This window comes from Epibacterium sp. ABV4_022, from assembly GCF_056159345.1.
This window is the reverse complement of record NZ_JBSWVA010000001.1, coordinates 1567530-1592181: the sequence shown is the minus strand read 5'-3', so window position 1 is coordinate 1592181 and position 24652 is coordinate 1567530. Positions and strand designations below refer to the sequence as shown.

The 24652-nt window shown below is 63.1% G+C and carries 24 protein-coding genes; 6 read left to right on the top strand and 18 right to left on the bottom strand.

Annotated elements, in window-relative coordinates; all coding sequences use genetic code 11:
• Positions 1–2: 2 nt before the first annotated feature.
• From ACXAF5_RS07540 to ACXAF5_RS07475, 14 genes are all read right to left on the bottom strand, one after another.
• Complete coding sequence (locus ACXAF5_RS07540; protein WP_474946134.1) at positions 3–452, bottom strand: DUF5333 domain-containing protein; 450 nt, start codon at positions 450–452, stop codon at positions 3–5.
• Between the two features lie 98 nt (positions 453–550).
• Positions 551–907 (bottom strand): hypothetical protein, encoded by a 357-nt coding sequence (locus ACXAF5_RS07535; protein ID WP_009178962.1) that lies wholly within the window; start codon positions 905–907, stop codon positions 551–553.
• A gap of 15 nt (positions 908–922) precedes the next feature.
• Positions 923–2221 carry an NADH-quinone oxidoreductase subunit NuoF gene (gene nuoF / locus ACXAF5_RS07530; protein WP_005618566.1) on the bottom strand — a complete coding sequence of 433 codons (1299 nt, stop codon included), beginning with the start codon at positions 2219–2221 and terminating at the stop codon, positions 923–925.
• Between the two features lie 6 nt (positions 2222–2227).
• Positions 2228–2458, bottom strand: coding sequence for a DUF5337 domain-containing protein (locus ACXAF5_RS07525; RefSeq protein WP_474946133.1), 231 nt, complete (start codon positions 2456–2458; stop codon positions 2228–2230).
• A gap of 52 nt (positions 2459–2510) precedes the next feature.
• Complete coding sequence (locus tag ACXAF5_RS07520; RefSeq protein ID WP_474946132.1) at positions 2511–3737, bottom strand: NADH-quinone oxidoreductase subunit E; 1227 nt, start codon at positions 3735–3737, stop codon at positions 2511–2513.
• Positions 3737–4951, bottom strand: coding sequence for an NADH-quinone oxidoreductase subunit D (locus tag ACXAF5_RS07515; protein ID WP_474947813.1), 1215 nt, complete (start codon positions 4949–4951; stop codon positions 3737–3739). Before ACXAF5_RS07515 ends, ACXAF5_RS07520 begins: the two co-directional genes overlap by 1 nt.
• Positions 4951–5556, bottom strand: a complete 606-nt coding sequence (locus ACXAF5_RS07510; protein ID WP_005618556.1) for an NADH-quinone oxidoreductase subunit C — start codon at positions 5554–5556, stop codon at positions 4951–4953. Before ACXAF5_RS07510 ends, ACXAF5_RS07515 begins: the two co-directional genes overlap by 1 nt.
• Positions 5557–5571: 15 nt before the next feature.
• On the bottom strand, positions 5572–6105 hold the full coding sequence (locus ACXAF5_RS07505) for a NuoB/complex I 20 kDa subunit family protein (RefSeq protein ID WP_474946131.1): 534 nt from the start codon (positions 6103–6105) through the stop codon (positions 5572–5574).
• The gene (locus ACXAF5_RS07500; protein WP_005618552.1) at positions 6096–6461 is read right to left on the bottom strand and encodes an NADH-quinone oxidoreductase subunit A; all 366 of its coding nucleotides are present in this window, start codon (positions 6459–6461) and stop codon (positions 6096–6098) included. Before ACXAF5_RS07500 ends, ACXAF5_RS07505 begins: the two co-directional genes overlap by 10 nt.
• Before the next feature lie 240 nt (positions 6462–6701).
• Positions 6702–7487 carry a crotonase/enoyl-CoA hydratase family protein gene (locus ACXAF5_RS07495; RefSeq protein ID WP_474946130.1) on the bottom strand — a complete coding sequence of 262 codons (786 nt, stop codon included), beginning with the start codon at positions 7485–7487 and terminating at the stop codon, positions 6702–6704.
• A gap of 29 nt (positions 7488–7516) precedes the next feature.
• A complete protein-coding gene (locus tag ACXAF5_RS07490; RefSeq protein ID WP_474946129.1) occupies positions 7517–8383 on the bottom strand; it encodes a hydroxymethylglutaryl-CoA lyase in 867 nt (288 codons plus the stop codon).
• 32 nt (positions 8384–8415) lie between these two features.
• Positions 8416–10353 carry an ATP-binding protein gene (locus tag ACXAF5_RS07485; RefSeq protein WP_474946128.1) on the bottom strand — a complete coding sequence of 646 codons (1938 nt, stop codon included), beginning with the start codon at positions 10351–10353 and terminating at the stop codon, positions 8416–8418.
• A 79-nt stretch (positions 10354–10432) separates the two neighbouring features.
• Entirely contained in the window at positions 10433–12037 is a 1605-nt protein-coding gene (locus ACXAF5_RS07480) for a carboxyl transferase domain-containing protein (RefSeq protein WP_474946127.1), read from the bottom strand.
• A gap of 406 nt (positions 12038–12443) precedes the next feature.
• Positions 12444–13970, bottom strand: coding sequence for an AMP-binding protein (locus ACXAF5_RS07475; protein ID WP_474946126.1), 1527 nt, complete (start codon positions 13968–13970; stop codon positions 12444–12446).
• Positions 13971–14119: 149 nt separating this feature from the next.
• Here ACXAF5_RS07475 and ACXAF5_RS07470 point away from each other — a divergent pair, with 149 nt between their 5' ends.
• A complete protein-coding gene (locus tag ACXAF5_RS07470; protein WP_474946125.1) occupies positions 14120–14722 on the top strand; it encodes an OmpW/AlkL family protein in 603 nt (200 codons plus the stop codon).
• Between the two features lie 144 nt (positions 14723–14866).
• Here ACXAF5_RS07470 and ACXAF5_RS07465 read toward each other — a convergent pair whose 3' ends face one another.
• From ACXAF5_RS07465 to ACXAF5_RS07455, 3 genes are all read right to left on the bottom strand, one after another.
• Complete coding sequence (locus ACXAF5_RS07465; RefSeq protein ID WP_474946124.1) at positions 14867–15211, bottom strand: hypothetical protein; 345 nt, start codon at positions 15209–15211, stop codon at positions 14867–14869.
• The gene (locus ACXAF5_RS07460) at positions 15211–16374 is read right to left on the bottom strand and encodes an isovaleryl-CoA dehydrogenase (RefSeq protein ID WP_474946123.1); all 1164 of its coding nucleotides are present in this window, start codon (positions 16372–16374) and stop codon (positions 15211–15213) included. The genes ACXAF5_RS07465 and ACXAF5_RS07460 overlap by 1 nt, the downstream gene beginning before the upstream one ends.
• 310 nt (positions 16375–16684) lie before the next feature.
• Positions 16685–17881 carry a DegT/DnrJ/EryC1/StrS family aminotransferase gene (locus ACXAF5_RS07455; protein ID WP_474946122.1) on the bottom strand — a complete coding sequence of 399 codons (1197 nt, stop codon included), beginning with the start codon at positions 17879–17881 and terminating at the stop codon, positions 16685–16687.
• A gap of 158 nt (positions 17882–18039) precedes the next feature.
• On the opposite strand from ACXAF5_RS07455, the gene ACXAF5_RS07450 reads away from it, so the two are divergent.
• Positions 18040–19356: an MmgE/PrpD family protein gene (locus ACXAF5_RS07450; RefSeq protein WP_474946121.1), complete on the top strand. Its 1317-nt coding sequence runs from the start codon at positions 18040–18042 to the stop codon at positions 19354–19356.
• Between the two features lie 136 nt (positions 19357–19492).
• Positions 19493–19954: a hypothetical protein gene (locus ACXAF5_RS07445; RefSeq protein WP_474946120.1), complete on the top strand. Its 462-nt coding sequence runs from the start codon at positions 19493–19495 to the stop codon at positions 19952–19954.
• 20 nt (positions 19955–19974) lie between these two features.
• Here the strand turns inward: ACXAF5_RS07445 and ACXAF5_RS07440 are convergent, their stop codons facing one another.
• The gene (locus ACXAF5_RS07440; RefSeq protein WP_474946119.1) at positions 19975–20652 is read right to left on the bottom strand and encodes an HAD-IA family hydrolase; all 678 of its coding nucleotides are present in this window, start codon (positions 20650–20652) and stop codon (positions 19975–19977) included.
• A gap of 133 nt (positions 20653–20785) precedes the next feature.
• Here ACXAF5_RS07440 and glmU point away from each other — a divergent pair, with 133 nt between their 5' ends.
• The 3 genes from glmU to ACXAF5_RS07425 are packed head-to-tail and all read left to right on the top strand — an operon-like array spanning position 20786 to position 24622.
• Entirely contained in the window at positions 20786–22135 is a 1350-nt protein-coding gene (gene glmU, locus ACXAF5_RS07435) for a bifunctional UDP-N-acetylglucosamine diphosphorylase/glucosamine-1-phosphate N-acetyltransferase GlmU (RefSeq protein ID WP_474946118.1), read from the top strand.
• Positions 22136–22139: 4 nt separating this feature from the next.
• Positions 22140–23948: a glutamine--fructose-6-phosphate transaminase (isomerizing) gene (gene glmS, locus ACXAF5_RS07430; protein WP_474946117.1), complete on the top strand. Its 1809-nt coding sequence runs from the start codon at positions 22140–22142 to the stop codon at positions 23946–23948.
• On the top strand, positions 23945–24622 hold the full coding sequence (locus tag ACXAF5_RS07425) for a DNA alkylation repair protein (protein WP_474946116.1): 678 nt from the start codon (positions 23945–23947) through the stop codon (positions 24620–24622). Before glmS ends, ACXAF5_RS07425 begins: the two co-directional genes overlap by 4 nt.
• Positions 24623–24652: the final 30 nt, after the last annotated feature.

The following is a 24652-nucleotide window of genomic DNA, read 5'->3' as shown; positions in this document are numbered from 1 at the left end:
GTCTATTTCGCCCTCAGTAACACGCCGATCGCGCTGTTTTTCTCGATTTCCGCCAGCCCGTAGGCGCAGAATGTTTCTGGCTGGTCCAGGTTGACCCCTTCCTGCCGCAGCAGGCGCTCGCCCTTGGCGCGCATCCGGGATTTTTCCTGGTCCGACTTGATGTAGGACTTGATTTCCGCGTCGCTGTAGCCAAGCGCATTGGCGCGGCTGCGGATCTGATAGAGCTGGTTGAGCCCTTTAAGCGTGCGCGGCGCAAGGCGATCACATTGATCGGCCACTTCGCTGGCCACGGCGACGGCAAACAGCGGATCCTCGATTTCCTGCACATCGCGCAATGACGGCCGGGCCTCGCCCGCGCTGGCACCAAAGGCCAGAAGCAAGGCCGCCAGAGCCGCCAGAGAGGTAGCCATCACGGCGGTGCGTGCCGGGGAAATGGTAATTGATTCAGACATGTCAGACTCCTTTGTGGTTCTGACAGAACCACAGGAGTGAGACGCGCTGTTATTCAATAACGCCCCGCCGAACCGGCCATGATATGCCGATCTGTGCATCAAGACTCGCAGCTTCCCGTGTAGATCGCATCGCTCTTGTCGAGCTGGATCTTGTAGTTGCCCTCAGTGTCCAGCGCGATGTTGGTCCAATCAAACCGCGAGGTGCCGTAGTTTTCGATACAGTAGCGTTTCGCCTCGTGATCGGCAGCCGCCAGCGCACCACGCTGGGATCGCAGCGCATCACGCACCTCGACGCGGAAATTCGCGAGGGTCTCTTTTTTGTTGATCGCTTTGACGCTTGTGCGGAACGCGATGCCGTCGAACCGCATGCGCTTGTCCTCGCGGGTTTTGCCGCCACAGGCCGCAAGCCCGACCGAGGCCGCCAATATCAGCGTTAAAGTAAAACGTGAGGTCATTATCATCTCTTCAGGTTATTCCGCTGCCATCACGCCGACGCGACCCGTTTTCTGAGCCTTGATGCGGTCTTCGATTTCTTCGCGGAAGTTGCGAATGAGACCCTGAATGGGCCAAGCAGCTGCATCACCCAATGCACAGATGGTGTGGCCTTCAACTTGTTTTGTGACATCCCAGAGCATGTCAATTTCTTCGAGTTCTGCTTCGCCCCGGACCAGACGATCCATGACGCGCATCATCCAGCCGGTGCCCTCACGGCACGGGGTACACTGGCCGCAGCTCTCGTGTTTGTAGAATTTGGACAGCCGCCAGATCGCCTTAATGATGTCGGTCTGTTTGTCCATCACGATCACCGCCGCGGTGCCAAGGCCGGAGCCCAGCTCGCCGCGCAGGTAATCAAAATCCATGATCGCGTCGCGCATCTTCTCGCCGCGCACGCAAGGGACGGAAGAGCCGCCGGGGATCACCGCCAGAAGGTTGTCCCAGCCGCCACGAATGCCACCGCAATGTTTTTCGATGAGTTCCTCAAAGGAAATGCTCATCGCTTCCTCGACGACGCAGGGGTTGTTGACGTGACCGGAGATCGCAAAGAGCTTGGTGCCCGCGTTGTTCTGACGGCCAAAGCCCGCAAACCACTCCGCCCCGCGCCGCAGGATGGTCGGCACAACAGCGATGGATTCCACGTTGTTCACGGTAGTCGGGCAGCCATAAAGCCCCGCGCCTGCCGGGAACGGCGGCTTCATGCGCGGCATGCCTTTTTTGCCCTCAAGGCTCTCGATCAGGGCGGTTTCCTCGCCGCAGATGTAGGCCCCTGCCCCGTGGTGCAGGAAGACGTCGAAATCCCAGCCGGAGCCTGCGGCGTTTTTGCCCAACAGACCCTTGTCGTAGCATTCGTCAATCGCCGCCTGCAGCGCCTCGCGCTCGCGGATATATTCGCCGCGCAGATAGATGTAGCAGGTGTGCGCGTTCATCGCGAAGGAAGCGATCAGCGCGCCCTCGATCAGCGTGTGCGGATCGTGGCGCATGATTTCGCGGTCTTTACAGGTGCCAGGCTCGGACTCATCGGCGTTTATCACAAGATAGGCCGGACGTCCGTCGCTTTCCTTGGGCATGAAGGACCATTTGAGGCCGGTGGGGAAGCCCGCACCGCCGCGCCCGCGCAGACCGGAATCCTTCATGGTCTGGATGATCCAGTCGCGCCCTTTTTCAATGAGGCCCGCCGTACCGTCCCAATGGCCACGCTTTTGTGCGCCCGCCAACGTGCGTTCGTGCATCCCGTAAAGGTTGGTAAAGATCCGGTCCTGATCCTTCAGCATGTGTGCCTACCTTTGACTGTTCTGACGCATGCGCCAGAGTTGAATGATGTTGACGCCCGCATAGATCATCGCCGCCAGAGCGGCGAAATCGAACAGCAGCGCATAGCGGCCCGGCAGGCCGATCGCGGGACCGATCAGAAGCGACAGGACCAGCCAAGCCACCATCGTGCCGGCGATCACCAGCGAGATGTGCCGCCCCTTGGCTGCAATGGCCTTATCCTGTGCGTCCTTCGTCATCGGGTCCAGTCATCCTTGACCACAGCGCACGGCCCATGGCCGCGATCTGCGATTATGATTTGTCTTTGTAACGGCCGTCTGTCTTGGCCGATTTGGCAAACTCGGTCTCTTCACCGGCTGCCAGTTTCTTGGATTGGTCGATCCAGCCGTCCCGTTCGATGCGGCCTTTGAACTTCAGGCGCGCATCCACCCAGGCCACCTCGGCCTCGGTCCATTTGGCGATCTGGTCAAAGTGGAAAAAGCCCAGTTCATTCAGCGTCTGTTCAAGCTTCGGCCCCACCCCTTTGAGGAGTTTGAGGTCGTCCGCCCCGCCCTCGCGCGCCGCGGTCAGCGTCTCGGGCTCTTTTTCCTCGACCGCATCTGCCGCATCCGCCTTGGGCTCTGTCTTCGGCTCTGTCACCTTTGCGGCGGCGGCCTCGGGCTGTGCCGGGGTGGCGGCGTCGGATTTCTTGGCCGGAGGTTTGGAGGGCGCCTCTGCCTTGGCCGCTTCCGCCTGCTTGGCGGCGGGTTTCGGACGCTCCGGTGCTGCCGGAGTGGGCTCTGCCGCAGCACGCCCCGCAACCACGCCATCTTTGCCGACCCAAGGGGTCAGCAGCGGTACTTCATCGCCCTGAATGCGCTTCACACCATCGCCAAGCTCGGTCGCCAGCGCGGCAGACGCGTTATACTGCGGCTTGTCCGCCTCATAGTCCTTGAGCGAGGTGAGACCGGATTTTGGCTCTGCCGCGTAACGGCCATTTTGCGGACCGGGCACAACAGCTTTGCCCGCAGCCAGATCGTCGATCAGCTTGGTAAAGCTCGCGGCGGTCAGATCCTCGTAGTAATCCTTGCCGATCTGCGCCATCGGCGCATTGGTGCAGGACCCGAGGCATTCCACCTCTTCCCAGGAAAATTTGCCATCCGCCGACAGCGTATGCGGCTTTGCGGCGATCTTGTCCTTGCAGACCGCAATCAGATCCTCAGCGCCGCAGATCATGCAGGACGTGGTGCCGCAAACCTGAATATGCGCAACAGAACCTGTGGGTTGCAGCTGGAACATAAAGTAGAAGGAGGCCACCTCCAGCACGCGGATATAGGCCATACCGAGCATATCGGCGACATATTCGATCGCCGGTTTGGTGATCCAGCCTTCTTGTTCCTGCGCGCGCCACAGGATCGGGATCACCGCCGAGGCCTGACGGCCCTCGGGGTATTTGGTCATTTGCGCCTCTGCCCAGGCCTGGTTGGCCGGGGTGAAGGCAAAACTATCGGGTTGTTCGGAATGCAGACGACGGAGCATTAGCGGTCAATCTCTCCAAAAACGATGTCCATGGTGCCGATGATGGCCGCGACGTCGGCGAGCTGGTGGCCCTTGGCGACGTGATCCATCGCCTGCAAATGCAGGAAGCCCGGCGCGCGCAGCTTGGCGCGGTAGGGTTTGTTGGTGCCATCCGCCACCAGATAGACCCCGAATTCGCCCTTGGGCGCCTCGACCGCGGCGTAGACCTCGCCCTCGGGGACGTGGAAGCCTTCGGTATAGAGCTTGAAGTGGTGGATCAGGCTCTCCATCGAGGTTTTCATGTCGGTGCGCTTGGGCGGGCTGATCTTGCCGCGCGCCATCACGTCGCCGGTGGCCTCGCGCAGCTTGTGGATCGCCTGACGGATGATCGACAGCGACTGGCGCATCTCTTCCATCCGGACAAGGTAGCGGTCGTAGCAGTCGCCGTTCTTGCCCACCGGGATCTGAAAGTCGAACTCGTCGTAGCATTCATAGGGCTGCGCACGGCGCAGATCCCAGGCCAGACCGGAGCCCCGCACCATGACGCCGGAGAAGCCGTATTGCTGGATCTCTTCCTCGGTGACGACGCCGATGTCGCAGTTGCGCTGCTTGAAGATGCGGTTCTCGGTCAGAAGCCCGTCGATGTCGTCCATCACGGCGGGGAACTCGATCGCCCATTCCTCGATATCGTCGAGCAATTCATCCGGCAGGTCCTGATGCACACCACCGGGGCGTAAGTAGGCCGCGTGCAGACGTGCCCCACAGGCCCGCTCGTAGAAGATCATCAGCTTTTCGCGCTCTTCAAAGCCCCAGAGCGGCGGCGTCAGCGCGCCCACGTCCATCGCCTGCGTAGTGACGTTCAGCAGGTGATTGAGGATGCGGCCGATTTCCGAATAAAGCACCCGAATGAGCTGCGCGCGGCGCGGCACCTCAACCCCGGTGAGTTTCTCGATCGCCAGACACCATGCATGCTCCTGGTTCATCGGCGCCACATAATCGAGGCGGTCGAAATACGGCAGGTTCTGCAGGTAGGTGCGGCTCTCCATCAGCTTTTCTGTGCCACGGTGCAACAGGCCGATATGCGGATCGCAGCGTTCCACGATCTCGCCATCGAGTTCCAGCACCAGACGCAAAACGCCGTGGGCCGCCGGGTGTTGCGGGCCGAAGTTGATGTTGAAGTTACGGATCTTCTGCTCGCCCGTCTGGGCGTCGTCGAAACCTTTGGAGCCGTCCATCATTTCGCCCCCTCTTTCTCGTCACCGGGCAGGATGTAGTCGGCACCCTCCCATGGGCTCATGAAGTCAAACTGGCGATATTCCTGAACCAGCTTCACCGGCTCGTAGACTACGCGCTTTTGCGCCTCGTCATAGCGCACTTCGGTGTAGCCGGTGGTCGGGAAATCCTTGCGCAGCGGGTGGCCGCGAAAGCCGTAGTCCGTCAGCAGGCGGCGCAGGTCCGGGTGGCCCGTAAACAGGATGCCGAACATGTCAAAGACTTCGCGCTCGAACCAGTTGGCGGAGGGGTGCACATCCACGATGGAGGGCACCATGTCCTCTTCGCGCACCGCAACCCGCAGGCGGATGCGGTGGTTCTGGTACATCGACAGCAGGTGATACACCACGTCAAAGCGCTTGGTGCGCTCGGGGTAGTCCACGGCGGTGATGTCAACCAGGGTGGAGAACCGGCAGGCGCTGTCCACGCGCAGGAACTCCACAAGACCTGCGATATTGGCCGGTTTCACGTCGATATTCAGCTCGCCATGCGCGATGTCCCAGGACAACACGCAATCGGGGCGCTTGGCTTCGATCTGATGGCCAAGGTCTTGCAATGCTTCAATCATCTGTGTCTCCTGCCCTTAGCGCACAAGGGTGCCGGTGCGGCGGATCTTGCGCTGCAGTTGCATCAGCCCATAAAGCAGCGCCTCTGCGGTGGGCGGGCAGCCGGGCACGTAGATGTCGACCGGCACGATCCGGTCACAACCGCGCACAACGGAATAGCTGTAGTGATAATAGCCACCGCCATTGGCGCAGGACCCCATCGAGATCACATAGCGCGGCTCTGGCATCTGGTCGTAGACCTTGCGCAGTGCCGGGGCCATTTTGTTGGTGAGGGTGCCCGCAACGATCATCACATCCGATTGACGCGGGGAGGCACGCGGTGCGATCCCGAAGCGTTCGGCGTCATAGCGCGGCATGGATGTATGCATCATCTCCACCGCGCAGCAGGCCAGACCAAAGGTCATCCAGTGCAGCGATCCAGTGCGCGCCCAGTTGATGATGTCCTCGGCCGAGGTCAGCAGAAACCCCTTGTCCTGCAGTTCCGCATTGAGGGCCTGGGTGACCACTTCCTTGTCGACACCTGCGGTGTTCGCGCCAGCTGTCACTCCCATTCCAGAGCCCCTTTCTTCCATTCGTAGGCAAAGCCGATCGTCAGCACGCCCAGGAACACCATCATCGACCAGAAGCCGGTATCGCTGATGTCCTTAAAGCCGACGGCCCAGGGAAACAGGAAGGCAATCTCCAGATCGAAGATGATGAACAGGATCGAGACCAGATAAAAGCGCACGTCGAATTTCATGCGGGCGTCATCGAATGCGTTGAAACCGCACTCATAGGCGCTGACTTTTTCCGGGTCGGGATTGCGCACCGCAACAACAACGGCAGCAAGAATAAGCACGAGACCAAGGCCGATGGCGACGGCCAAAAACACCAGAATGGGCAGGTATTCCCGCAACATCTCTTCCACGAGTGGCTCCTTTCCGCGCACACGGCAAGATCTGCTCGTGCACCGTCAATTGGCGTGTTGACTTGGGCCGTTACTACTCCCGTCCCCCTACACCGTCAACCAAGGGGTAGTTAATGTGAAAAGCTTTCTCGACCAGACCGGCAGACACGCAACAACGCCTCAAAAACTGATGGTTTTTGTCGGAATTTAGCGCGCGACAAGATGGTGCGGACCGGCCCGGCCACAGCGGCGGGAAACCCCTTATTTGCTACGCCAGGCGGGGGCGCGTTTTTCAAAAAACGCGTTGATGCCGTCCACGGCCTCGGGGCTTTCCCAGCGGTCCACAAGGGCCGAAATGGTAAAATCAATCACGGATTTATCGATCTGCGGGCCTAGGGCGCGCGCCAGTGCCTTGGCGTCAGCGACCGCGCCCGGTGCACAATCCAGGTATGGCACCACTTCTGCCTCGACCGCGGCGTCGAGTGAGTCGGCTGGAACCACCCGGGCCAGAAGCCCCAGCTCCACCGCTTCCGACGCGTCAAAGAGCCGCGCCGACATGAACACGCGCCGCGCGCGCGCCTCGCCCATGCGGGCGATGACATAGGGGCCGATGGTGGCTGGGATCAGGCCAAGGCGGGTCTCGGTCAGCCCCATCCTGAGGCTGTCGACGCCGATCGCCACATCACAGACCGAGGCCATGCCCACGCCACCGCCAAACGCGTTGCCCTGTAGCCGCCCGATCAAGGGCTGCGGCAAGGTGTTCAGAAGGTTCAGCATGTCCGCCAGCATCCGCGCCTCGCGGGCGCGGGTCTCGGCATCCGCATCCATCTGCGCCTGCATCCACGCCAGATCGCCCCCGGCGCAGAAGCTCTTGCCCGCGCCGGTGAGGACCACCACACGCACGCTTCGATCCGCAGCCAGCGCGCGCGCTGCATCCTGCAATTCCTGCAGCATCTGCCCCGACATGGCGTTGTGCTTTTCGGGACGGTTGAGCGTCAGGGTCGCCACGCCGCGATCATCGCGCGTGAGCGTTAGCGTGTCATACATGGCCAAAGGGTCCTTATTGTGATGAAGTATCAGGCATCGGCGGCAATGGGGCGCAGGGCGCGCGCCATGGCGGCGGCCTCCTGCAGGACATCGCCATCCAGCCCAGTGTCATAGCCCAGCCGGGTCAGGTGGTCGTGCACGACCTCGGTGGCGACATTGCCCGCCGTACCCGGCGCATAGGGGCAGCCGCCAAGCCCGCCCACAGCGGCATCAAACACCCGCACGCCCAGCGCCAGCGAGGCGTCGATATTGTCCACCGCCCGGCCTGCGGTGTCGTGGTAATGCCCGGCAAGCCGCGTCACTGGCACGGCGTCTTTGACCGCAATCAGCATCTTGGCGATCTTGTCGGGCGTCGCCTTGCCGATGGTGTCGCCCAGCGAGATCTCATAGCAGCCCATCGAGAACAGCCGATCCGCGACCTCGGCCACTTTGTCGGGGGCGACAGCGCCATCATAGGGGCAGTCGGTCACGCAGGAGACATACCCCCGCACCGGCAGGTCGATATGGCGCGCGGCCTCCAGAATGGGTGCAAACCGGTCGATGCTCTCGGCAATCGAGGCATTGATATTGGCCTGCGAAAACCCCTCGGATGCGGAGGCAAAGATGGCGATTTCATCGGCGCGCGCGGCCAGCGCGTCCTCATAGCCCCGCATATTCGGGGTGAGCGCCGCATAGCGCACGCCTTTGGCCTTGGTGATCCCGGCCAGCACCTCGGCGCTACCGGCCATCTGCGGCACCCATTTCGGAGACACGAAGCTTGCCACCTCGATCCGGGAAAAGCCTGCGCGGCTGAGGCAATCCACCAGCGCCACCTTGTCGGCGACGGGGATGTCGCGCTTTTCATTCTGCAGCCCGTCGCGTGGGCCCACCTCAAAGATCTCGACGCGGTCTTTCATGGGTTTTGCTCCTCCCGGTTCATGGGCGCGGCTCAGGCGTCTTCCTCCAGCCAGACCAGCGCCGCTCCAGCCTCCACCTGATCGCCGGCTTGCGCAAGAACTTCTGCAACCACACCGTCCCGGGCGGCCAGCAAAGAGTGCTCCATTTTCATGGCCTCTAGGATGGCGAGCCGGTCGCCTTCCTTGACGGTGGCACCCGCCTCGGCAAAGACCGCCTTGACCAGGCCGGGCATCGGGGCCTCGATCAGGTTGCCATCCCCGGCAGCCCCTGCGGCGCGCTCCAGCGAGTCGATCACCGTAAAGCTCAGCCCGTAGTGATCAAACACCGTGATCGTGTCGCCGCAGATCGACAGGGGCGGCAGGGGCATGCTGCCAATCACCCAGCCCGAGGCCATGCGGTTCACGGCGATATGTTCGCCCTCGATCGTCCAGTCCTGACGGTCGGGGCCGTTGACCTCGACGGTGGCCTCAAACCGCTCGCCCTGCCACTCCAGCGTGACGGAGCGGTGCAGGTCGGCCCATAGCGTAAAGCCCATGTCGGGGCGCGCTTCGATCAGATCGAGCGCGGCCATCGCAGCGGCAGCCTTATGCTCGGGCGTGGCGACTGGTGCTGCCGCGAGTGTGTCGAGATCCCGCGCGATCAGCCCCGTGTCCACGTCGCCCGCTGCAAAGCCCGCGTGACGGGTCAGTGCGCCGAGGAAGGCAAGGTTGGTCACGGTTCCGGCAACCTCGGTACGGGCCAACGCGTCATCCAGCTGGCGCAGCGCGGCGGCGCGGGAGGGGCCGTGCACGATCACCTTGGAGATCATCGGATCATACCACGGGCTGATGGTGTCCCCTGCCCTCACCCCGCTGTCGGCGCGCACACCTTCGGGAAAGGCCAGATGCGAGAGCGTGCCGGTGGCGGGCAAAAAGCCCTTGGGCACATCCTCGGCATAAAGCCGCGCCTCAAAGGCGTGGCCGCTGATGGTGAGATCCTCCTGCCGCATGGGCAGCCCTTCGCCGGAGGCGACGCGCAACTGCCATTCCACCAGATCAACGCCAGTGATGAGTTCCGTGACCGGATGCTCCACCTGCAAACGGGTGTTCATCTCCATGAACCAGAACCCGTCCGCACGCAGCCCGTCCGAGCCATCGACGATGAACTCCACCGTGCCCGCGCCCGCATAGCCGATCGCCTCGGCCGCGCGCACGGCGGCCTGCCCCATAGCGGCGCGCATCTCTTCGGTCATGCCGGGGGCCGGGGCTTCTTCGATCACCTTCTGGTGGCGGCGTTGCAGCGAACAGTCCCGTTCAAACAGATGCACCGCCGATGTGCCGTCGCCAAAGACCTGCACCTCGATATGGCGTGGTTTCTGGATGTATTTTTCAATCAGCACCGCCGGGTTGCCAAAGGATGTGGTGGCTTCACCCTGCGCCGAAGCCAAAGCATCGTTGAAGTCCTTGGGGTCCTCGACCAGCCGCATGCCCTTGCCACCGCCGCCTGCGACCGCCTTGATCAGGACCGGATAGCCGATGCTCTCGGCCTGTTCGGCAAGGAAGCCGGCGTCCTGAGTGTCGCCGTGATAGCCGGGAACAACGGGCACGCCTGCCTCTTCCATCAGAGCCTTGGCGGCGTCCTTGAGACCCATCTTGCGGATCGCGCTGGCAGAGGGACCGATGAAGGCGAGACCTGCGGCCTCGACCTTTTCCACGAAATCGGGGTTTTCCGACAGAAACCCATAGCCCGGATGTATGCCTTGCGCACCGGTGGCCTTGGCGGCGGCGAGGATCTCGTCCTGCAGCAGGTAGCTATCCGCCGGGGCAGGTCCATGACCGATATGGACCGCCTCATCCGCAAGAGCCACATGTTTGGCGTCTCGGTCGGCATCAGAATAGACGGCGACGGTGCGTACACCCAGACGACGGGCGGTTTCCATCACCCGGCATGCAATTTCGCCACGGTTGGCAATCAGGATCTTGTTGAACATCTTGCGGTGCTCCTGTGTCGGGTGGGTGCATACGGGGGCGCTGCCCCCGGCCCCCCGAGGTATTTACGAAAAGATGAAACTACATGCGGAACACGCCAAAGCGTGTGTCCTCGATGGGGGCGTTGAGGGCGGCGCTGAGCGACAGTGACAGCACATCGCGGCTTTTGCGCGGGTCGATAATACCGTCATCCCAAAGCCGCGCCGAGGCGTAGAGCGGGTGGCTTTGTTCGGCGAACATGTCGATGGTGGGCTGCTTGAACTGTGCCTCTTCTTCAGCGGACCATGTGCCGCCCTGACGCTCGATCGCATCGCGTTTGACCGTGGCCAGAACGCCCGCCGCCTGCTCGCCGCCCATCACGGAGATGCGCGAATTGGGCCATGTCCAGAGGAACCGCGGCGAATAGGCCCGCCCTGCCATGCCGTAGTTGCCCGCTCCAAAGGAGCCGCCGACCAGCATGGTGATCTTGGGCACATTGGTGGAGGCCACCGCCGTCACCATCTTGGCCCCATGGCGGGCGATGCCTTCGTTCTCATACTTCCGCCCCACCATGAAGCCGGTGATGTTTTGCAGGAAAACCAGCGGGATCTTGCGCTGGCTGCACAGCTCTACGAAATGCGCACCCTTCTGGGCGGCTTCCGAGAACAGCACGCCATTGTTGGCGATGATGCCGATGGGGCAGCCCTTGAGGTGGGCAAAGCCGGTGACCAGCGTTTCGCCAAAGCGGGGTTTGAACTCATCAAAGCGCGAACCATCAACGAGACGCGCGATCACCTCGCGGATGTCATAGGGCGTGCGCAGATCGCCCGGCACCACGCCGAGGATTTCCTCCGGGTCATAGGCGGGCTCTTCCGGGCTCTGCCAGTTCACGCCTTGGGGTTTGGTGCGATTGAGATGGCTGACCGCGCGCCGTGCCAAAGCCAGCGCATGGGCGTCATCCTCAGCGAGGTAATCCGCCACGCCCGAAAGCCGCGTGTGCACATCCCCGCCGCCCAGATCCTCGGCCGAGACGACCTCGCCCGTGGCGGCCTTCACCAGCGGCGGGCCAGCCAGGAAGATGGTGCCCTGTTCCTTGACGATGATGGTGACGTCGGACATTGCCGGCACATAAGCACCGCCTGCGGTGCATGACCCCATGACCACCGCGATCTGCGGAATGCCCTTGGCCGACATCCGCGCCTGATTGTAGAAGATGCGGCCAAAGTGGTCGCGGTCGGGAAACACCTCATCCTGCTGCGGCAGGTTGGCGCCGCCACTGTCCACCAGATAAACGCAGGGGAGGTTGTTTTCCTCGGCAATCTCCTGCGCGCGCAGGTGTTTTTTCACCGTCATCGGGAAATAGGTGCCGCCCTTCACAGTGGCGTCGTTGCAGACCACCATGACCTCCTGACCGTGGACACGCCCGATGCCTGCGATCACGCCTGCCGCCGGGGCTGCGCCATCATACATGCCATGGGCCGCCGTCGCGCCAACCTCAAGAAAGGGCGAGCCGGGATCAAGCAGGTTCGCCACCCGGCGGCGCGGCAGCATCTTGCCACGGCTTTCATGACGGGCACGGGATTTTTCGCCCCCGCCCAAGCGTGCAGCCTCGGCGGCCTCGCTGATCTCGGCCAAAGCGGAGAGATGCGCCTTGGTGTTTTGTTTGAAGCCCTCGGAGGAAGGCATTGCCTTGGATTGGAGTTTCATTTCGGTTCCTCTTCCAAAGGGAGACGACGTGAGAAAAATAGTACGGACGCGAAAGCGGCAAAAACCAGAAATGGGAAAGCCACGAAACGCAGCTTGGTCTGACCGTTTTGCGCCAGATACGACAATTCAGGAAAGGCGAAGTGGAGCGCGGCGCTTGTCACAAAAAGAGAAAGAAATACCAGTGGTATTGCGCACGATATAAACCGCCAAAGGTATGCTCGAAAACTCAGCGCGACCCGCCAATGTCGTCCACAACTTCGGCACTCGGCAATCTGCGGCCAGCCGCGCCCGCGCCCCGTGAGATGCGAAAGCGGCACCGCTCCGCCGCATGTTGGACAAGTATGACAAAACAGGCGAGACGCCCAAGCGACATGCTGGTCACTCAAACTGCGATTCCTTGCCCTCATCACTTCCCCTCCCCCGCAGCCCGCGCCTTGAGTTCCTTACGGATCACCTTGCCCGTGACCGTCATCGGCAAGGCCTCCAGAAAGGCGATCTCGCGGGGATAGGAATAGCTGGCAAGGCGCTCTTTGACGTAGTCTTGCAGCTCTTTTTCGCTCGGGGCGTGGTCCGGCTTCAGCACCACATAGGCCTTGACGATCTCAGTGCGCAGGGCGTCGGGCTTGCCGACCACACCGACGGTGGCAACGGCCGGGTGGGTCATCAGGCAATCTTCGATCTCGGAGGGGCCGATGCGGTAACCGGCAGAGGTGATCACGTCATCCTCACGCCCCACAAAGCGCAGATAGCCCTCTTCCCAGATGCCGCGATCCCCGGTCACCAGCCAGTCACCGTGAAACTTCTCGGCGGTAGCGTCGGGGCGGTTCCAGTATTCCAGCATCATCGACCCGGAACCACGGCGCACCGCCACATCGCCTTCCTCACGGGTGGGCTGGCCGTCTACGTCGATCACCTCGACCACATGCCCCGGCACCGGTTTGCCGATGCAGCCGGGGCGCACGGGGAAATCTGCGCCACAGGAGGACACCGTCATGTTGCATTCGGTCTGGCCGTAGAATTCATTGATGGTGACGCCCAGATGACGCTGGCCCCAAGCGAGCATCTCCGCGCCCAGGGGCTCTCCACCAGAGGCCACGGAACGCAAGGCCCGAAGCCCCTGCCCCGCCGCTTTCAGCATGCGCAGGGCGGTGGGGGGAAAGAAGACGTTGCGCACCTCGCCCAAGCGGATCACCTCGGCGCAGGTGTCCGACGTGAACTTATCCAATCGCGCGGCCACCACCGGTACGCCCAGCGCAAGCCCCGGCATGGCGACGTCAAAGAGCCCGCCGATCCACGCCCAATCCGCAGGCGTCCAGAGACAATCGCCGGGCTGGCCCAGATGGTCGTGACTGATCGACACGCCCGGCAGATGCCCTGTCAGCATCCGGTGCCCGTGCAAGGCTCCCTTGGGTTTGCCGGTGGTGCCGGAGGTATAGATAATGACCGCCGGGTCCTCGGATCCCGTGCCGGCAAAGGGCACCGGTTCGCCCTCGACACCAATCTCTGCGGCGATCAGCGGCGTGGCCAGATCGCCAAGCTGCGCCGCCCCCTCCCGGTCGGTCAGTACGAAGCGTGCGCCCGCATCCTCGACCCGGTTGGCAAGGGCGTCATGCTGGAACAGTTTGAACAGCGGCACCGAGATGGCGCCGATCTTCCAGATCGCCAGATGCGCCGCCGCACACCACGGCGACTGGGACAGGAGCACGCCAACCCGATCACCGGGGGCGACACGTTGCAGCAATGCGCGCGCCAGACCATCGACCATCACGGCCAGATCCCCATGGCTCACATCACGGCGGGTCCCGGAGGTGAGGTCGATGATCGCCAGCTTATCAGCCGCGTGATCCATCACCTGCGCGGCCATATTGAGCCGCTCCGGAATGTCCCAAGCGCCGGCCTCTGTCAGCCCCGGAATGATGCGTTTCTCGGTCATGTTTAACCCTGCACGTAGCGCATAGCTGATATGCGGTTTTTCCCAGTCTTTCCAAAGGGAAAGGCAGGGGCAATTTGATCTGGATCAGAGATGTCGCGCGCCGGACGTGGCACAGTCGCCGCGTACTGATTGAAGAAGGGATTACCCCCATGAAAACCCTGGTTTCCGCCCTCGCTTTGGGCGTTGCCGCGTCGAGCTTTGCCGCCCCTGTCATGGCCCAATCGCAGGGCGACTGGACCTTTGGTGTCGGGATCATCAACGTGAATCCCAAATCCGACAATGGCACCCTCGCCGGTGCTGCGGCCACGATTGACGACGACACCCAGCTGTCGCTCACGGCGGAGTATTTCATCCGCGACAACCTCGGCATCGAGTTGCTGGCGGCGTCGCCGTTCGAACATGACATCGCGCTTGGCGGCAGCAATGTCGGCTCCACCAAGCACCTGCCGCCGACCCTGTCGATGGTCTATCACATCCCCACCAACGGCAAGATCACGCCCTTTGTTGGGCTGGGTGTGAACTATACCACCTTCTTCTCCGAAGAGACCCCGCTGGGGCGTCTGGATCTGGACAACAGCTTTGGTCTCGCCGCGACCGTCGGCGCGGACTGGAAGATCTCCGAGCAGGGCGCGCTGCGTCTGAACGTGCGCTACATGGATATCGACGCCGACGCCAAGCTGAACGGCGCCTCCATCGGCACCGCCGAGATTGATCCGATCACTGTGGGTGTCTCTTACGTGCACCGCTTCTGATCCCTTCCAGATGCCGGGTGGGCGCGGCCCGCCCGGCGATTTTCGATCCAAGTGGCGTCGCCTGCCTGCGGCGCCTTTTTTCGTACCCGCTTCGGACCCGTCCGGCGCCGCGACCAACGCCGACTGGCTCCGTTCCATGTGCCGTCAGGCCTGCGGCGTGGCAGGTGGTGTCTGCCCCGGCACCACCAGGTCGATCAGCCCGCCCAACCAGTTGACCGTGTAGCGAAAACCCGCATCAGACACGGATTCCTCCGGGCGGCAGGTAATCACCAGCCAGGCCCAGATCCCCTCGGCCGGTCGCGCCGCGCAGTCGCTGATCCGCGCTATCCCGACCCCACCGGAGGCCGCGTGATCGGCAAGGTATTGTTGCGCGTAGCGCGTGATCACATCGGACTCGGTGATGCCTTGCCGCATGATGCCATAGCGAAACCCGATCCCGGCCAGCACCACCGCCAGCACCGCAATCGGGATCCAGTAGGCGATCCGCATCAGCTCATATACGACATCAGTTCGCGCCCGATCAGCATGCGCCGGATTTCCGATGTGCCCGCGCCGATCTCCATCAGCTTGGCATCGCGGAAGATCCGACCCACCGGGTTGTCGCTGAGATAGCCCGCCCCGCCAAAGGCCTGCACTGCCTGATGCGCCTGCGTCATCGCCACCTCGGAGGCATAGAGACAGCAGGCAGCCGCATCCTGACGGGTCACCGTACCCTTGTCGCAGGCCTTGGCGACCTCATAGACATAGGCGCGCGCGGTGTTCATCGCGGTGTACATATCCGCGATTTTGCCCTGCATCAGCTGGAAGTTTCCGATGGGTTGGCCGAACTGTTTGCGTTCGGCCATATAGGGCATCATCTCATCCATGCATGACGCCATGATCCCGGTGCCGATGCCCGCAAGCACCACGCGCTCGTAATCAAGACCGGACATCAGGACGCGCACGCCCTTGCCCTCCTCGCCCAGCACGTTTTCAAACGGCACCTCGACGTCTTCAAACACCAGCTCGGCGGTGTTAGACCCGCGCATGCCGAGCTTGTCGAAATGCTTGGAGGTGGAAAAGCCCTTGAATTCCTTCTCGATCAGGAAGGCGGTGATGCCTTTGGAGCCCGCCTCTGGATCAGTCTTGGCATAGACCACCAGCGTATCGGCGTCGGGGCCGTTGGTGATCCAGTATTTGTTGCCGTTCAGAACATAGCGGTCGTTGCGCTTTTCGGCGCGCAGCGACATCGACACCACGTCGGAGCCCGCGCCGGCCTCGGACATTGCCAGCGCGCCCACATGGTCGCCGGAAATCAGCCGCGGCAGGTATTTGGCTTTTTGCTCGGCGTTGCCGTTGAGCTTGATCTGGTTGACGCAGAGGTTGGAATGCGCGCCGTAGGACAGCGACACCGAGGCCGAGGCCCGCGCGATTTCCTCAACCGCGACGGTATGCGCCAGATAGGACATGCCCGCGCCGCCATATTCCTCATCCACGGTGATCCCCAAAAGGCCCAGCTCCCCCATCTCTTTCCAGAGGTCGGCGGGGAATTCATTGCTCTGGTCGATCTCCTGCGCCATTGGCTTGACGCGCTCTTGCGCCCAGCGATGCACCATGTCGCGCAGGGCGTTCACGTCCTCGCCTAGATCGAATGTCATGCTTGCGTTGAACATTTGCGCGTCTCCTCCCGAGCCAGTCGCATTCGAGTCACTCTGATTATCTGAACACTTGTTCATTTATTGGCAAATAGGATCCCATTCGTCAAGTCCAGTGATGCGCGCAGTCTCGGGGTGGCTCCCGCCCGTCCCCTCTGCATGAGACATGCATCCGGTCCAGTTGGGCCGGGCGCGCCCGCACCTCAGGTGCGGGCGCGCCCCACCGCGATTTGCACAGCAAAGCGCAAAACCTCACCTGCGTCGCGCTCCGTCAGGAGGGCGACACCGCTAAGGTCCTCGTTAATCAGGAATGTGGCAGTACTGCGTGTCAGCCGCCGGCCTGCCAGACGGCACTAACCTCGGCGCGGATGATGCGGGCAATCAGATCGCAATCCTCCAGGCTGAAGGTCAGCGGCACCCGCATGTCGATGATACCGGCAAGGATGCGGTCGCTCTCGGGCAGGCTTTGTGCCGGTGCGTAGCGCCAGCTGTCATAGCGCGACGTAAACGCCACCGGCTCCGCCCCGCCGAACCATTTCAGTTCGACCCCACGCGCCGCGCAACGAGACAGCACCGCCTGAACCGCCTCGGGGGACCAGTCCAGCAGCAGGAACTGGATCGAGGAGCCCACATAGGTCTCCGCCGCGGGCCGCTCGACCACCGTCAGACCAGGCGTGTCGCGCAAACCTGCCTCCAACCTGCGATAGCGGTCGTTCCAGCGCGCAACCTGAGTGTCGAGATCGCGCAGTTGCGGCCGCAGGATGGCGGCGCGCAGGTTGTCCATACGACCTGAAATATTCGGCGTCTCGTATTTGACGCGCTCAAACACCTCGGGCGCCGGCGCGGCCAAGTGGCGGGAATAGAGCATATAGGATCCCGACAGCACGATCGCGCGCGCAGCAACCTCCTCATCGTCCGTGATCAGCAGGCCACCCTCGCCGGAATTCACATGTTTGTAGGTCTGGCAGGAATAACAACCGATCCGCCCGTGCCGCCCCGACGGCACGCCGCTCCAGGCCGCTCCCATCGTGTGGGCGCAATCCTCGACCACCGTGACACCCGCGCGATCACAGATCTGCATCAGACGGTCCATGTCGCACAAATGGCCGCGCATATGGCTCAGCATCAGAACCTTGGCGGCGCCCAGTTTGGCCTCAAGGTCCGCAAGATCGATGGTCAGCGCCTCGGTCACGCCGACAAACACTGGCTCTGCCCCCACCGACGCAATGGCCCCCGGCACCGGTGCCAGCGTAAAGGCATTGGTCAACACCTTGTCCCCGTGCCCCACACCCAGCGCCCGCAGCGCTGTCGCCAGTGCATAGCCGCCGGAGGCCACCGCAAGGCAGTATTTGGCCCCCATCTGCGCGGCAAACTCCTGCTCCAGCAGCGCCACTTCACCCGCTTCGTCGCCTGCGAGGTTATATCGGTGAATGCGCCCATGCTGCATCACCTCCAGCGCCGCCGCGATGGCCGCATCCGGGAGGGGTTCCTGCTGGGTGAAATTGCCTGTGAAACGCTCTGTCATGGGCAAAGTCATGCGCCGCCGCAGGTGCAAGGTCAAGAGCGTCACCCCACCGGCCAGGCCCGGACATCAAGAGCCGCGCGCGGGCCCACGTCCGGAACAAGCTGGAATATGTCGCGGAGCGAACAGTGCGCCCCGCCCAGAGAGCGCAGGCTTGCTCCATGTCACAGAACACCTCCGCGCCTCTCGCCTGGGTTCAGAGCCTGACCCTCGATGCTATCCCGCCCGCGGTGCAGCGGCAGGTCAAATTGTCGCTGCTGGATACGCTCGGCATTGCGGTGGGCGGGCTGTCGATGCAGGCCAGCCATCTCTCACGCGATTTTGCCGCGACCGCGATGCCGGGCGCGCTGCCGATGCTGTTCGACGGCCGGCCTGTGTCGCTGCCGGGCTGGGCACTCGCCGCCGGCATGACCATCGATGCACTGGATGGGCACGATGGCTTCAACCCGGCCAAGGGTCATATCGCGGCACCGATGATGCCGGTGGCCCTGGCCTTTGCCCACGCACATGAGGCCGATGGCTCTGCGCTTCTGCGGGCGCTGGTGGCGGGCTATGAGTTTGGCGCCCGCGCCGCCATGGCCCAGCACGGAACAACCCCGGACTACCACACATCGGGCAGCTGGGGGGCGGTCACCGGCGCGCTTGTGGGGGCAGAGCTGGCAGGCCTGCCCCCGGCAACCACGCGCCACGCCCTCGGCATTGCCGAATATCACGGCCCGCGCAGCCAGATGATGCGCTGTATCGACCACCCCACGATGGTCAAGGATGGCGCCGGCTGGGGCGCCATGTGCGGCGCATCGGCGGTGATGCTGGCAGAGGCGGGGTTTACCGGCGCCCCGGCGCTCACGGTCGAAGAGGCCCCCGCCTACTGGGCTGATCTCGGCCAGCGCTGGTACGCGCTGGAGCAATATTACAAACCCTACCCGGTGTGCCGATGGGCGCAGGCCCCGATCGAAGCCGTGCTGCATCTGCGCCGCACCCATGGGCTGACACCGGATCAGGTCCAGCGGATCGAGGTCACCACCTTTCATGAAAGCCTGCGCCTCGCCACAGACGCCCCAACCTCCACGGAGGCGGCGCAATATTCGACCTCCTTTCCCTGCGCGGTGGCGCTGGTGCATGGGGATGTCCGTCCGGAGCATCTTGTCGGAGACGCCCTGCACCATCCGGAGGTCCTGCGCCTGTCGCGCGCCCTGATCATGCAGGAAAGCGACGCCGCCAATGCCGCCTTCCCGCTGCGCCGCTACGCCACTGTGGAGGTGTTGCTTCTGGATGGGACCCGCCTGCGCAGCCCCCGGATGGAGCCGCGCTGGGACCACACCGCCCCGCCGACAGCCGCCGAGCTTCACGCCAAATTCCACGCGCTGGCTGATCCCGTGCTGGGGCAGCGCAGCGCAACCGAGCTGGCACAGATCATCGACACGCTGGAACACGGCCCGCTGGAGCGCCTGTGGCAGATTCTGCTCTCCGCCCCGTGATCGCGGGCGTCGGGCACCCACGGGCCGCACTTCGGCTTTTCTTTCCCGCTGCAATGGTGCACCAAAGAAGCCGGGCGCGCGCAATGAGGCCGCCCCAGGACACAGGACGCAACAGCGACGAAAAGGGACATGCCCGATGGGTTCCGTTTTGACAGTTTTCAGCACCGCTCTGTTTGCCTTGGCCGGGACAGCCGCCTTGGCGCAGGATCTCTCCGGACTGGAGGCCGAACCGCAAGAGATCACCGGCCGCTTCCTGACCGCGACCGAGGTCAAGCCGGTGCTTCAGGCCACGCAGGCGAACTGGATCGCGGTGCGGGAGTTCGAGGGTCAGGATCTGGTCTATGTCACCCATCTGTGGGCCTGGCGCTGCGGGCTGGCGCGGATCGACGTGGCGATCAACGATGGCCCGTTCGAGGTCTGGCCGATGCCCGACTGTCACGCGGACGAAGGATCCCCCGGCGCGATCAAGAGCGGTGATGGCGACCCGTTCCGCAGCTTCGCCGGTGGTTCGGTGCAATCGGTCAAGGTGCGCCTGATCTATGACGATCTGACCACCGCAGACGCGAGCTTTACGCGCAAGGATGTGATGACGCCCTAGTCCGCCGCCGGGCGTCCGGATCAGGCCGCCGCATTGCGCCCGATCAGCCGGGTCACGACGGCGGGCAGATCGGCATAATCATCCAGCAGCGCCTCGGGGTTGAGCGCCGCCATGTCCGGCCCGGCCGGACCAAATGTCACCAGCACCGAGGGCACCCCTGCGTTCCTCGAGGTTTCCCGGTCCGTGTCGCTGTCCCCGATCAGCACGCACATCTCAGGTGCGCCCCCGGCCCGGCGCGCGGCCTCGAACAGCGGTTTGGGGTCCGGTTTGCGCACCGGCAAGGTGTCTGCCCCGACAAGGGAGGCAAAGGCATCGCGCACGCCAAGACGCTGCATCAGGTCCTCGGCAAGCGCCTCGGGTTTGTTGGTGCAGATGCCGACGCCGTAGCCCGCCGCTTTCAGCGCCTCCACCGCGTCCATGGCCCCGGGATACATCACCGTATGGGTGTCGATACCATCGCGGTAGGCCTCCAGCAGCACGGGGTAGTATTCTGCCACGGTGGCATCCTTGAACTGGCCCGCACGGGTCAGCCCCTCGGTCAGCATCCGCTTGCCACCACGCAGGGCAATCTTGGCGTCCTCGGGGTGGGTCAGCATGTCGCCCAGCCCCATAACCCCAAAGCAGTGATTGGCTGCCGCCAGCAAATCGACAGAGGTATCGGCCAGGGTGCCATCGAGATCAAAGATCACCGTCCGCATCAAAAACTCCTTTTTCGGCGCGATTTCGCCGTCACATATTGCAAGTCGCAACCGAAGTTTATGGTCCAGCACCTTGCACGCCCACTGTTAGCGGATAAAACGGGGGCAACAAGACCCCAAAGGGAAACACCCCATGAGCACCGCCCTCGTCATCCTCGCCGCAGGCAAAGGCACCAGGATGAATTCCGACCTGCCCAAGGTCCTGCATCCGATCGCCCAGGCCCCGATGCTGGAACATGCCATGCGCGCAGGGCGTGCGCTCGACCCGGATCGCACGGTTGTCGTGGCAGGTCATGAGGCTGACATGGTGCGCGCCGCCACCGACGAGATCGACCCGGATGCCACGGTGGTCCTGCAAGAAGAGCAACTTGGCACCGGTCATGCCGTCCTGCAGGCGCGTGCGGCGCTTGAGGGGTTTCAGGGCGATGTGGTGGTGCTTTACGGCGACACGCCGTTTGTGTCTGCAGACACGCTGGAGCGCATGATTGCCGCCCGCAGCCGCGCTGATCTGGTGATCCTTGGCTTTGAGGCGGCGGACCCCGCACGCTATGGCCGGTTGATCATGGACGGCGAAAGCCTTGAGAAGATTGTCGAGTTCAAGGACGCAAGCGAAGCCGAGCGCGCGATCACCTTTTGCAATTCGGGCCTGATGGCCTGCGATGCGGAGGTCATGTTCCGCCTGCTTGATAAGGTCGGCAACGACAATGCCTCTGGCGAATATTACCTGACCGATCTGGTGGAGCTGGCCCGTGCGGAGGGGCTTGCGGTGACGGCTGTGGCCTGCCCCGAGGACGAGACGCTCGGCATCAATTCTCGTGCCGATCTGGCCACTGCGGATGCGGTCTTTCAGGCCCGCGCACGGGCAAAGCTGTTGGACCTCGGCGTCACGCTGATGGCACCGGAGACGGTCTATCTGGCGTTTGACACCATCGTGGGGCGCGACAGCGTGATCGAACCCAATGTGGTCTTTGGTCCCGGCGTCACCGTCGAGAGCGGCGCGTTGATCCGGGCGTTTTCGCATCTCGAGGGTTGTCACGTGTCGCGTGGCGCCAAGGTCGGCCCCTACGCCCGCCTGCGCCCCGGTGCAGAGCTGGCCGAGGACACCCGTGTGGGCAACTTCGTCGAGATCAAAAACGCCGAAATCGCGGCGGGCGCCAAGGTCAACCACCTGAGCTACATCGGCGATGCCTCTGTGGGCGAAGCGACGAACATCGGTGCGGGCACCATCACCTGCAACTACGATGGCGTGATGAAGCACCGCACGGAGATCGGCGCGCGGGCCTTTATCGGCTCCAACACCTGTCTGGTGGCGCCGGTGAAGGTCGGCAATGAGGCAATGACCGCAACCGGCACCATTGTCACCAAGGACGTCGGTGACGGGGATCTTGCCATTGCACGCGCCCAGCAGACAAACAAACCCGGCCGCGCGCGCAAGCTGATGGACATGCTGCGCGCGAAAAAATCCCGCCAAAACAAAGGATAATCCCATGTGCGGCATTGTTGGAGTACTCGGCAACCACGAGGTTTCGCCCATTCTGGTCGAAGCGCTGAAACGGCTGGAGTACCGCGGCTATGACAGCGCCGGCATTGCCACGGTCTATGAAGGGCGGCTGGACCGTCGCCGCGCGGTGGGCAAGCTGGTCAACCTCTCGGATGCGCTGGTGCATGATCCGCTGCGTGGGAAATCCGGCATCGGCCATACTCGCTGGGCCACCCATGGCGCGCCGACCGTCTCCAACGCGCACCCGCATCAGGCAGGCTGCGTGGCGGTGGTTCACAACGGCATCATCGAGAATTTCAAGGACTTGCGCGACGAGCTTGCCGCTCACGGCATCCGCTTTGTCACTGAGACCGATACCGAGACCGTGGCGCTTTTGTGCGAGTTCTACATGCGTGACGGCACCTCTGCGACGGAGGCCGCGCGTAAGACCGTGGCGCGACTGGAGGGCGCTTTTGCGCTGGCCTTCCTGTTTGACGGTCAAGAGGATCTGATGGTCGCCGCGCGCAAGGGCTCGCCGCTGGCGGTGGGCCATGGTGAGGGCGAAATGTATGTGGGTTCAGACGCGATCGCGCTGGCCCCGCTGACGGATCAGATCACCTATCTCGAAGAGGGCGATTTTGCCGTCCTGACCCGCCAGAGCCTTGAGATCTGGGACGCCAAGGGCAACCTCGCCAACCGCGAGATGCGCCAGATCAAGCTGGAAAACGCCCGCGTCGACAAGGACGGCCACAAGCACTTCATGGCCAAGGAAATCGCCGAACAACCCGTCGCGGTTGATAAGGCGCTGAAGGCCTATCTGAGCGACGGTGGCGAGATCCAGATGCCCGAGGGGCTGGATTTCAGCAAGATCGAGCGCCTGTCTCTGGTCGCCTGCGGTACGGCCTATTACGCCTGTATGGTGGCGAAATACTGGCTGGAAACCATCGCGCGCCTGCCGGTCGAGGTCGATGTGGCCTCCGAGTTTCGCTACCGCGAACCGCCCGTCAGCCCCGGCACGCTGGCGCTGTTTGTCTCGCAGTCCGGCGAGACCGCCGACACACTGGCCGCACTGCGCTACATGGCGGGCAAGGCGGATGTCATTGCCGGGCTGGTGAATGTGCCCGAAAGCTCCATTGCGCGGGAAAGCGATGTGGTGCTGCCGATCTATGCAGGCCCGGAAATCTCCGTGGCCTCGACCAAAGCCTTCACCTGCCAGTTGACGGTGCTGTTGATGCTGGCACTCAAGGCGGCGCAGGATCGCGGTCTGCCCCTGCCCGAGGGCATGCCCGCCGATCTGCGCGCCCTGCCCGGTCTGATCCATCAGTCGCTGGCGTCTGAAGCACAGATCGCTGCGGCATCGCGCGATCTGGCGGGGGCACGTGATATTATCTTCCTTGGGCGCGGTCAGCTCTATCCGCTGGCACTGGAGGGCGCGCTGAAGCTGAAGGAACTGAGCTATATCCACGCCGAAGGCTATGCCTCGGGCGAGCTGAAACACGGGCCCATCGCATTGATCGATGACAGCGTGCCGGTGATCGTGATGGCGCCGCGCGATGCATTGTTTGAAAAGACCATCTCCAACATGCAGGAGGTGATGGCACGCGGCGGGCGCGTGGTGCTGGTGACCGATGCCGATGGCGCGCGCGAAGCCTCTGACGGCACCGCCGAGGTCATCACCATGCCGCAGGTGCCCGATGCGCTGGCGCCGATCCTCTATGCCATTCCGGCACAGCAGATCGCCTATTTCACCGCGATTGCCAAAGGCACGGATGTGGATCAGCCGCGTAACCTCGCCAAATCGGTGACGGTGGAATGACGCCGGACGCGGCGCTGGACGCGCTCCGGGCGCAGGTTGAACCGGGGCGCGCGGAGCAGATGATCGCCTATCACAAACAGAGCCGCACGGTTCTGGGTGTCGGCAATGAGGTGCTCAACACGCTGTCGCGTGACTGGCGCGGGCAGCTGGATCTTGAGGCCCGCGTGGAACTTGCCGCAGGCCTCTGGGCCAGTGACATCTTTGAAGCGCGCATTCTCGCGGCCAAGCTACTGACGCAGGCCCGGATCAAGCCGGACACGGCGGTCTGGGATCTTGTGCAAACCTGGGTTCCCGATTTCGACAGCTGGGCGATTGCCGATCACGCGGCCTCGGCCATTTCCAAGCGGTTGCAGGCTGATCCGGCGCGGCTGGATGTGGTCGAAGGCTGGACCACATCGGACCATATGTGGAGCCGCCGTGCGGCTCTGGTCTCCACCTTGCCCTGGGCCAAGCTGTCCAATCCAAAACCTGCGGATCTGGACACGCGCGCGCGCATCCTGGGCTGGGCAGCGACCTATGTTGCGGACCGCGACTGGTTCATCCAGAAATCCATTGGCTGGTGGCTGCGGGATCTCTCGAAACATGACGCGGACCGCACCCGCGCGTTCCTGGCGGACCATGGCGATCAGATGAAAGCCTTTGCGCGCAAGGAAGCGGCAAAATACCTGACCTGATCCGGCGGGCCAGATCCCGAGAGTAAACCG

Bases quoted from the DNA above. Each gene is read 5' to 3' on its own strand.
- ACXAF5_RS07540 (WP_474946134.1), bottom strand. From the start codon at position 452: ATGTCTGAATCAATTACCATTTCCCCGGCACGCACCGCCGTGATGGCT.
- ACXAF5_RS07535 (WP_009178962.1), bottom strand. From the start codon at position 907: ATGACCTCACGTTTTACTTTAACGCTGATATTGGCGGCCTCGGTCGGG.
- nuoF (WP_005618566.1), bottom strand. From the start codon at position 2,221: ATGCTGAAGGATCAGGACCGGATCTTTACCAACCTTTACGGGATGCAC.
- ACXAF5_RS07525 (WP_474946133.1), bottom strand. From the start codon at position 2,458: ATGACGAAGGACGCACAGGATAAGGCCATTGCAGCCAAGGGGCGGCAC.
- ACXAF5_RS07520 (WP_474946132.1), bottom strand. From the start codon at position 3,737: ATGCTCCGTCGTCTGCATTCCGAACAACCCGATAGTTTTGCCTTCACC.
- ACXAF5_RS07515 (WP_474947813.1), bottom strand. From the start codon at position 4,951: ATGGACGGCTCCAAAGGTTTCGACGACGCCCAGACGGGCGAGCAGAAG.
- ACXAF5_RS07510 (WP_005618556.1), bottom strand. From the start codon at position 5,556: ATGATTGAAGCATTGCAAGACCTTGGCCATCAGATCGAAGCCAAGCGC.
- ACXAF5_RS07505 (WP_474946131.1), bottom strand. From the start codon at position 6,105: ATGGGAGTGACAGCTGGCGCGAACACCGCAGGTGTCGACAAGGAAGTG.
- ACXAF5_RS07495 (WP_474946130.1), bottom strand. From the start codon at position 7,487: ATGTATGACACGCTAACGCTCACGCGCGATGATCGCGGCGTGGCGACC.
- ACXAF5_RS07490 (WP_474946129.1), bottom strand. From the start codon at position 8,383: ATGAAAGACCGCGTCGAGATCTTTGAGGTGGGCCCACGCGACGGGCTG.
- ACXAF5_RS07485 (WP_474946128.1), bottom strand. From the start codon at position 10,353: ATGTTCAACAAGATCCTGATTGCCAACCGTGGCGAAATTGCATGCCGG.
- ACXAF5_RS07480 (WP_474946127.1), bottom strand. From the start codon at position 12,037: ATGAAACTCCAATCCAAGGCAATGCCTTCCTCCGAGGGCTTCAAACAA.
- ACXAF5_RS07475 (WP_474946126.1), bottom strand. From the start codon at position 13,970: ATGACCGAGAAACGCATCATTCCGGGGCTGACAGAGGCCGGCGCTTGG.
- ACXAF5_RS07470 (WP_474946125.1), top strand. From the start codon at position 14,120: ATGAAAACCCTGGTTTCCGCCCTCGCTTTGGGCGTTGCCGCGTCGAGC.
- ACXAF5_RS07465 (WP_474946124.1), bottom strand. From the start codon at position 15,211: ATGCGGATCGCCTACTGGATCCCGATTGCGGTGCTGGCGGTGGTGCTG.
- ACXAF5_RS07460 (WP_474946123.1), bottom strand. From the start codon at position 16,374: ATGTTCAACGCAAGCATGACATTCGATCTAGGCGAGGACGTGAACGCC.
- ACXAF5_RS07455 (WP_474946122.1), bottom strand. From the start codon at position 17,881: ATGACAGAGCGTTTCACAGGCAATTTCACCCAGCAGGAACCCCTCCCG.
- ACXAF5_RS07450 (WP_474946121.1), top strand. From the start codon at position 18,040: ATGTCACAGAACACCTCCGCGCCTCTCGCCTGGGTTCAGAGCCTGACC.
- ACXAF5_RS07445 (WP_474946120.1), top strand. From the start codon at position 19,493: ATGGGTTCCGTTTTGACAGTTTTCAGCACCGCTCTGTTTGCCTTGGCC.
- ACXAF5_RS07440 (WP_474946119.1), bottom strand. From the start codon at position 20,652: ATGCGGACGGTGATCTTTGATCTCGATGGCACCCTGGCCGATACCTCT.
- glmU (WP_474946118.1), top strand. From the start codon at position 20,786: ATGAGCACCGCCCTCGTCATCCTCGCCGCAGGCAAAGGCACCAGGATG.
- glmS (WP_474946117.1), top strand. From the start codon at position 22,140: ATGTGCGGCATTGTTGGAGTACTCGGCAACCACGAGGTTTCGCCCATT.
- ACXAF5_RS07425 (WP_474946116.1), top strand. From the start codon at position 23,945: ATGACGCCGGACGCGGCGCTGGACGCGCTCCGGGCGCAGGTTGAACCG.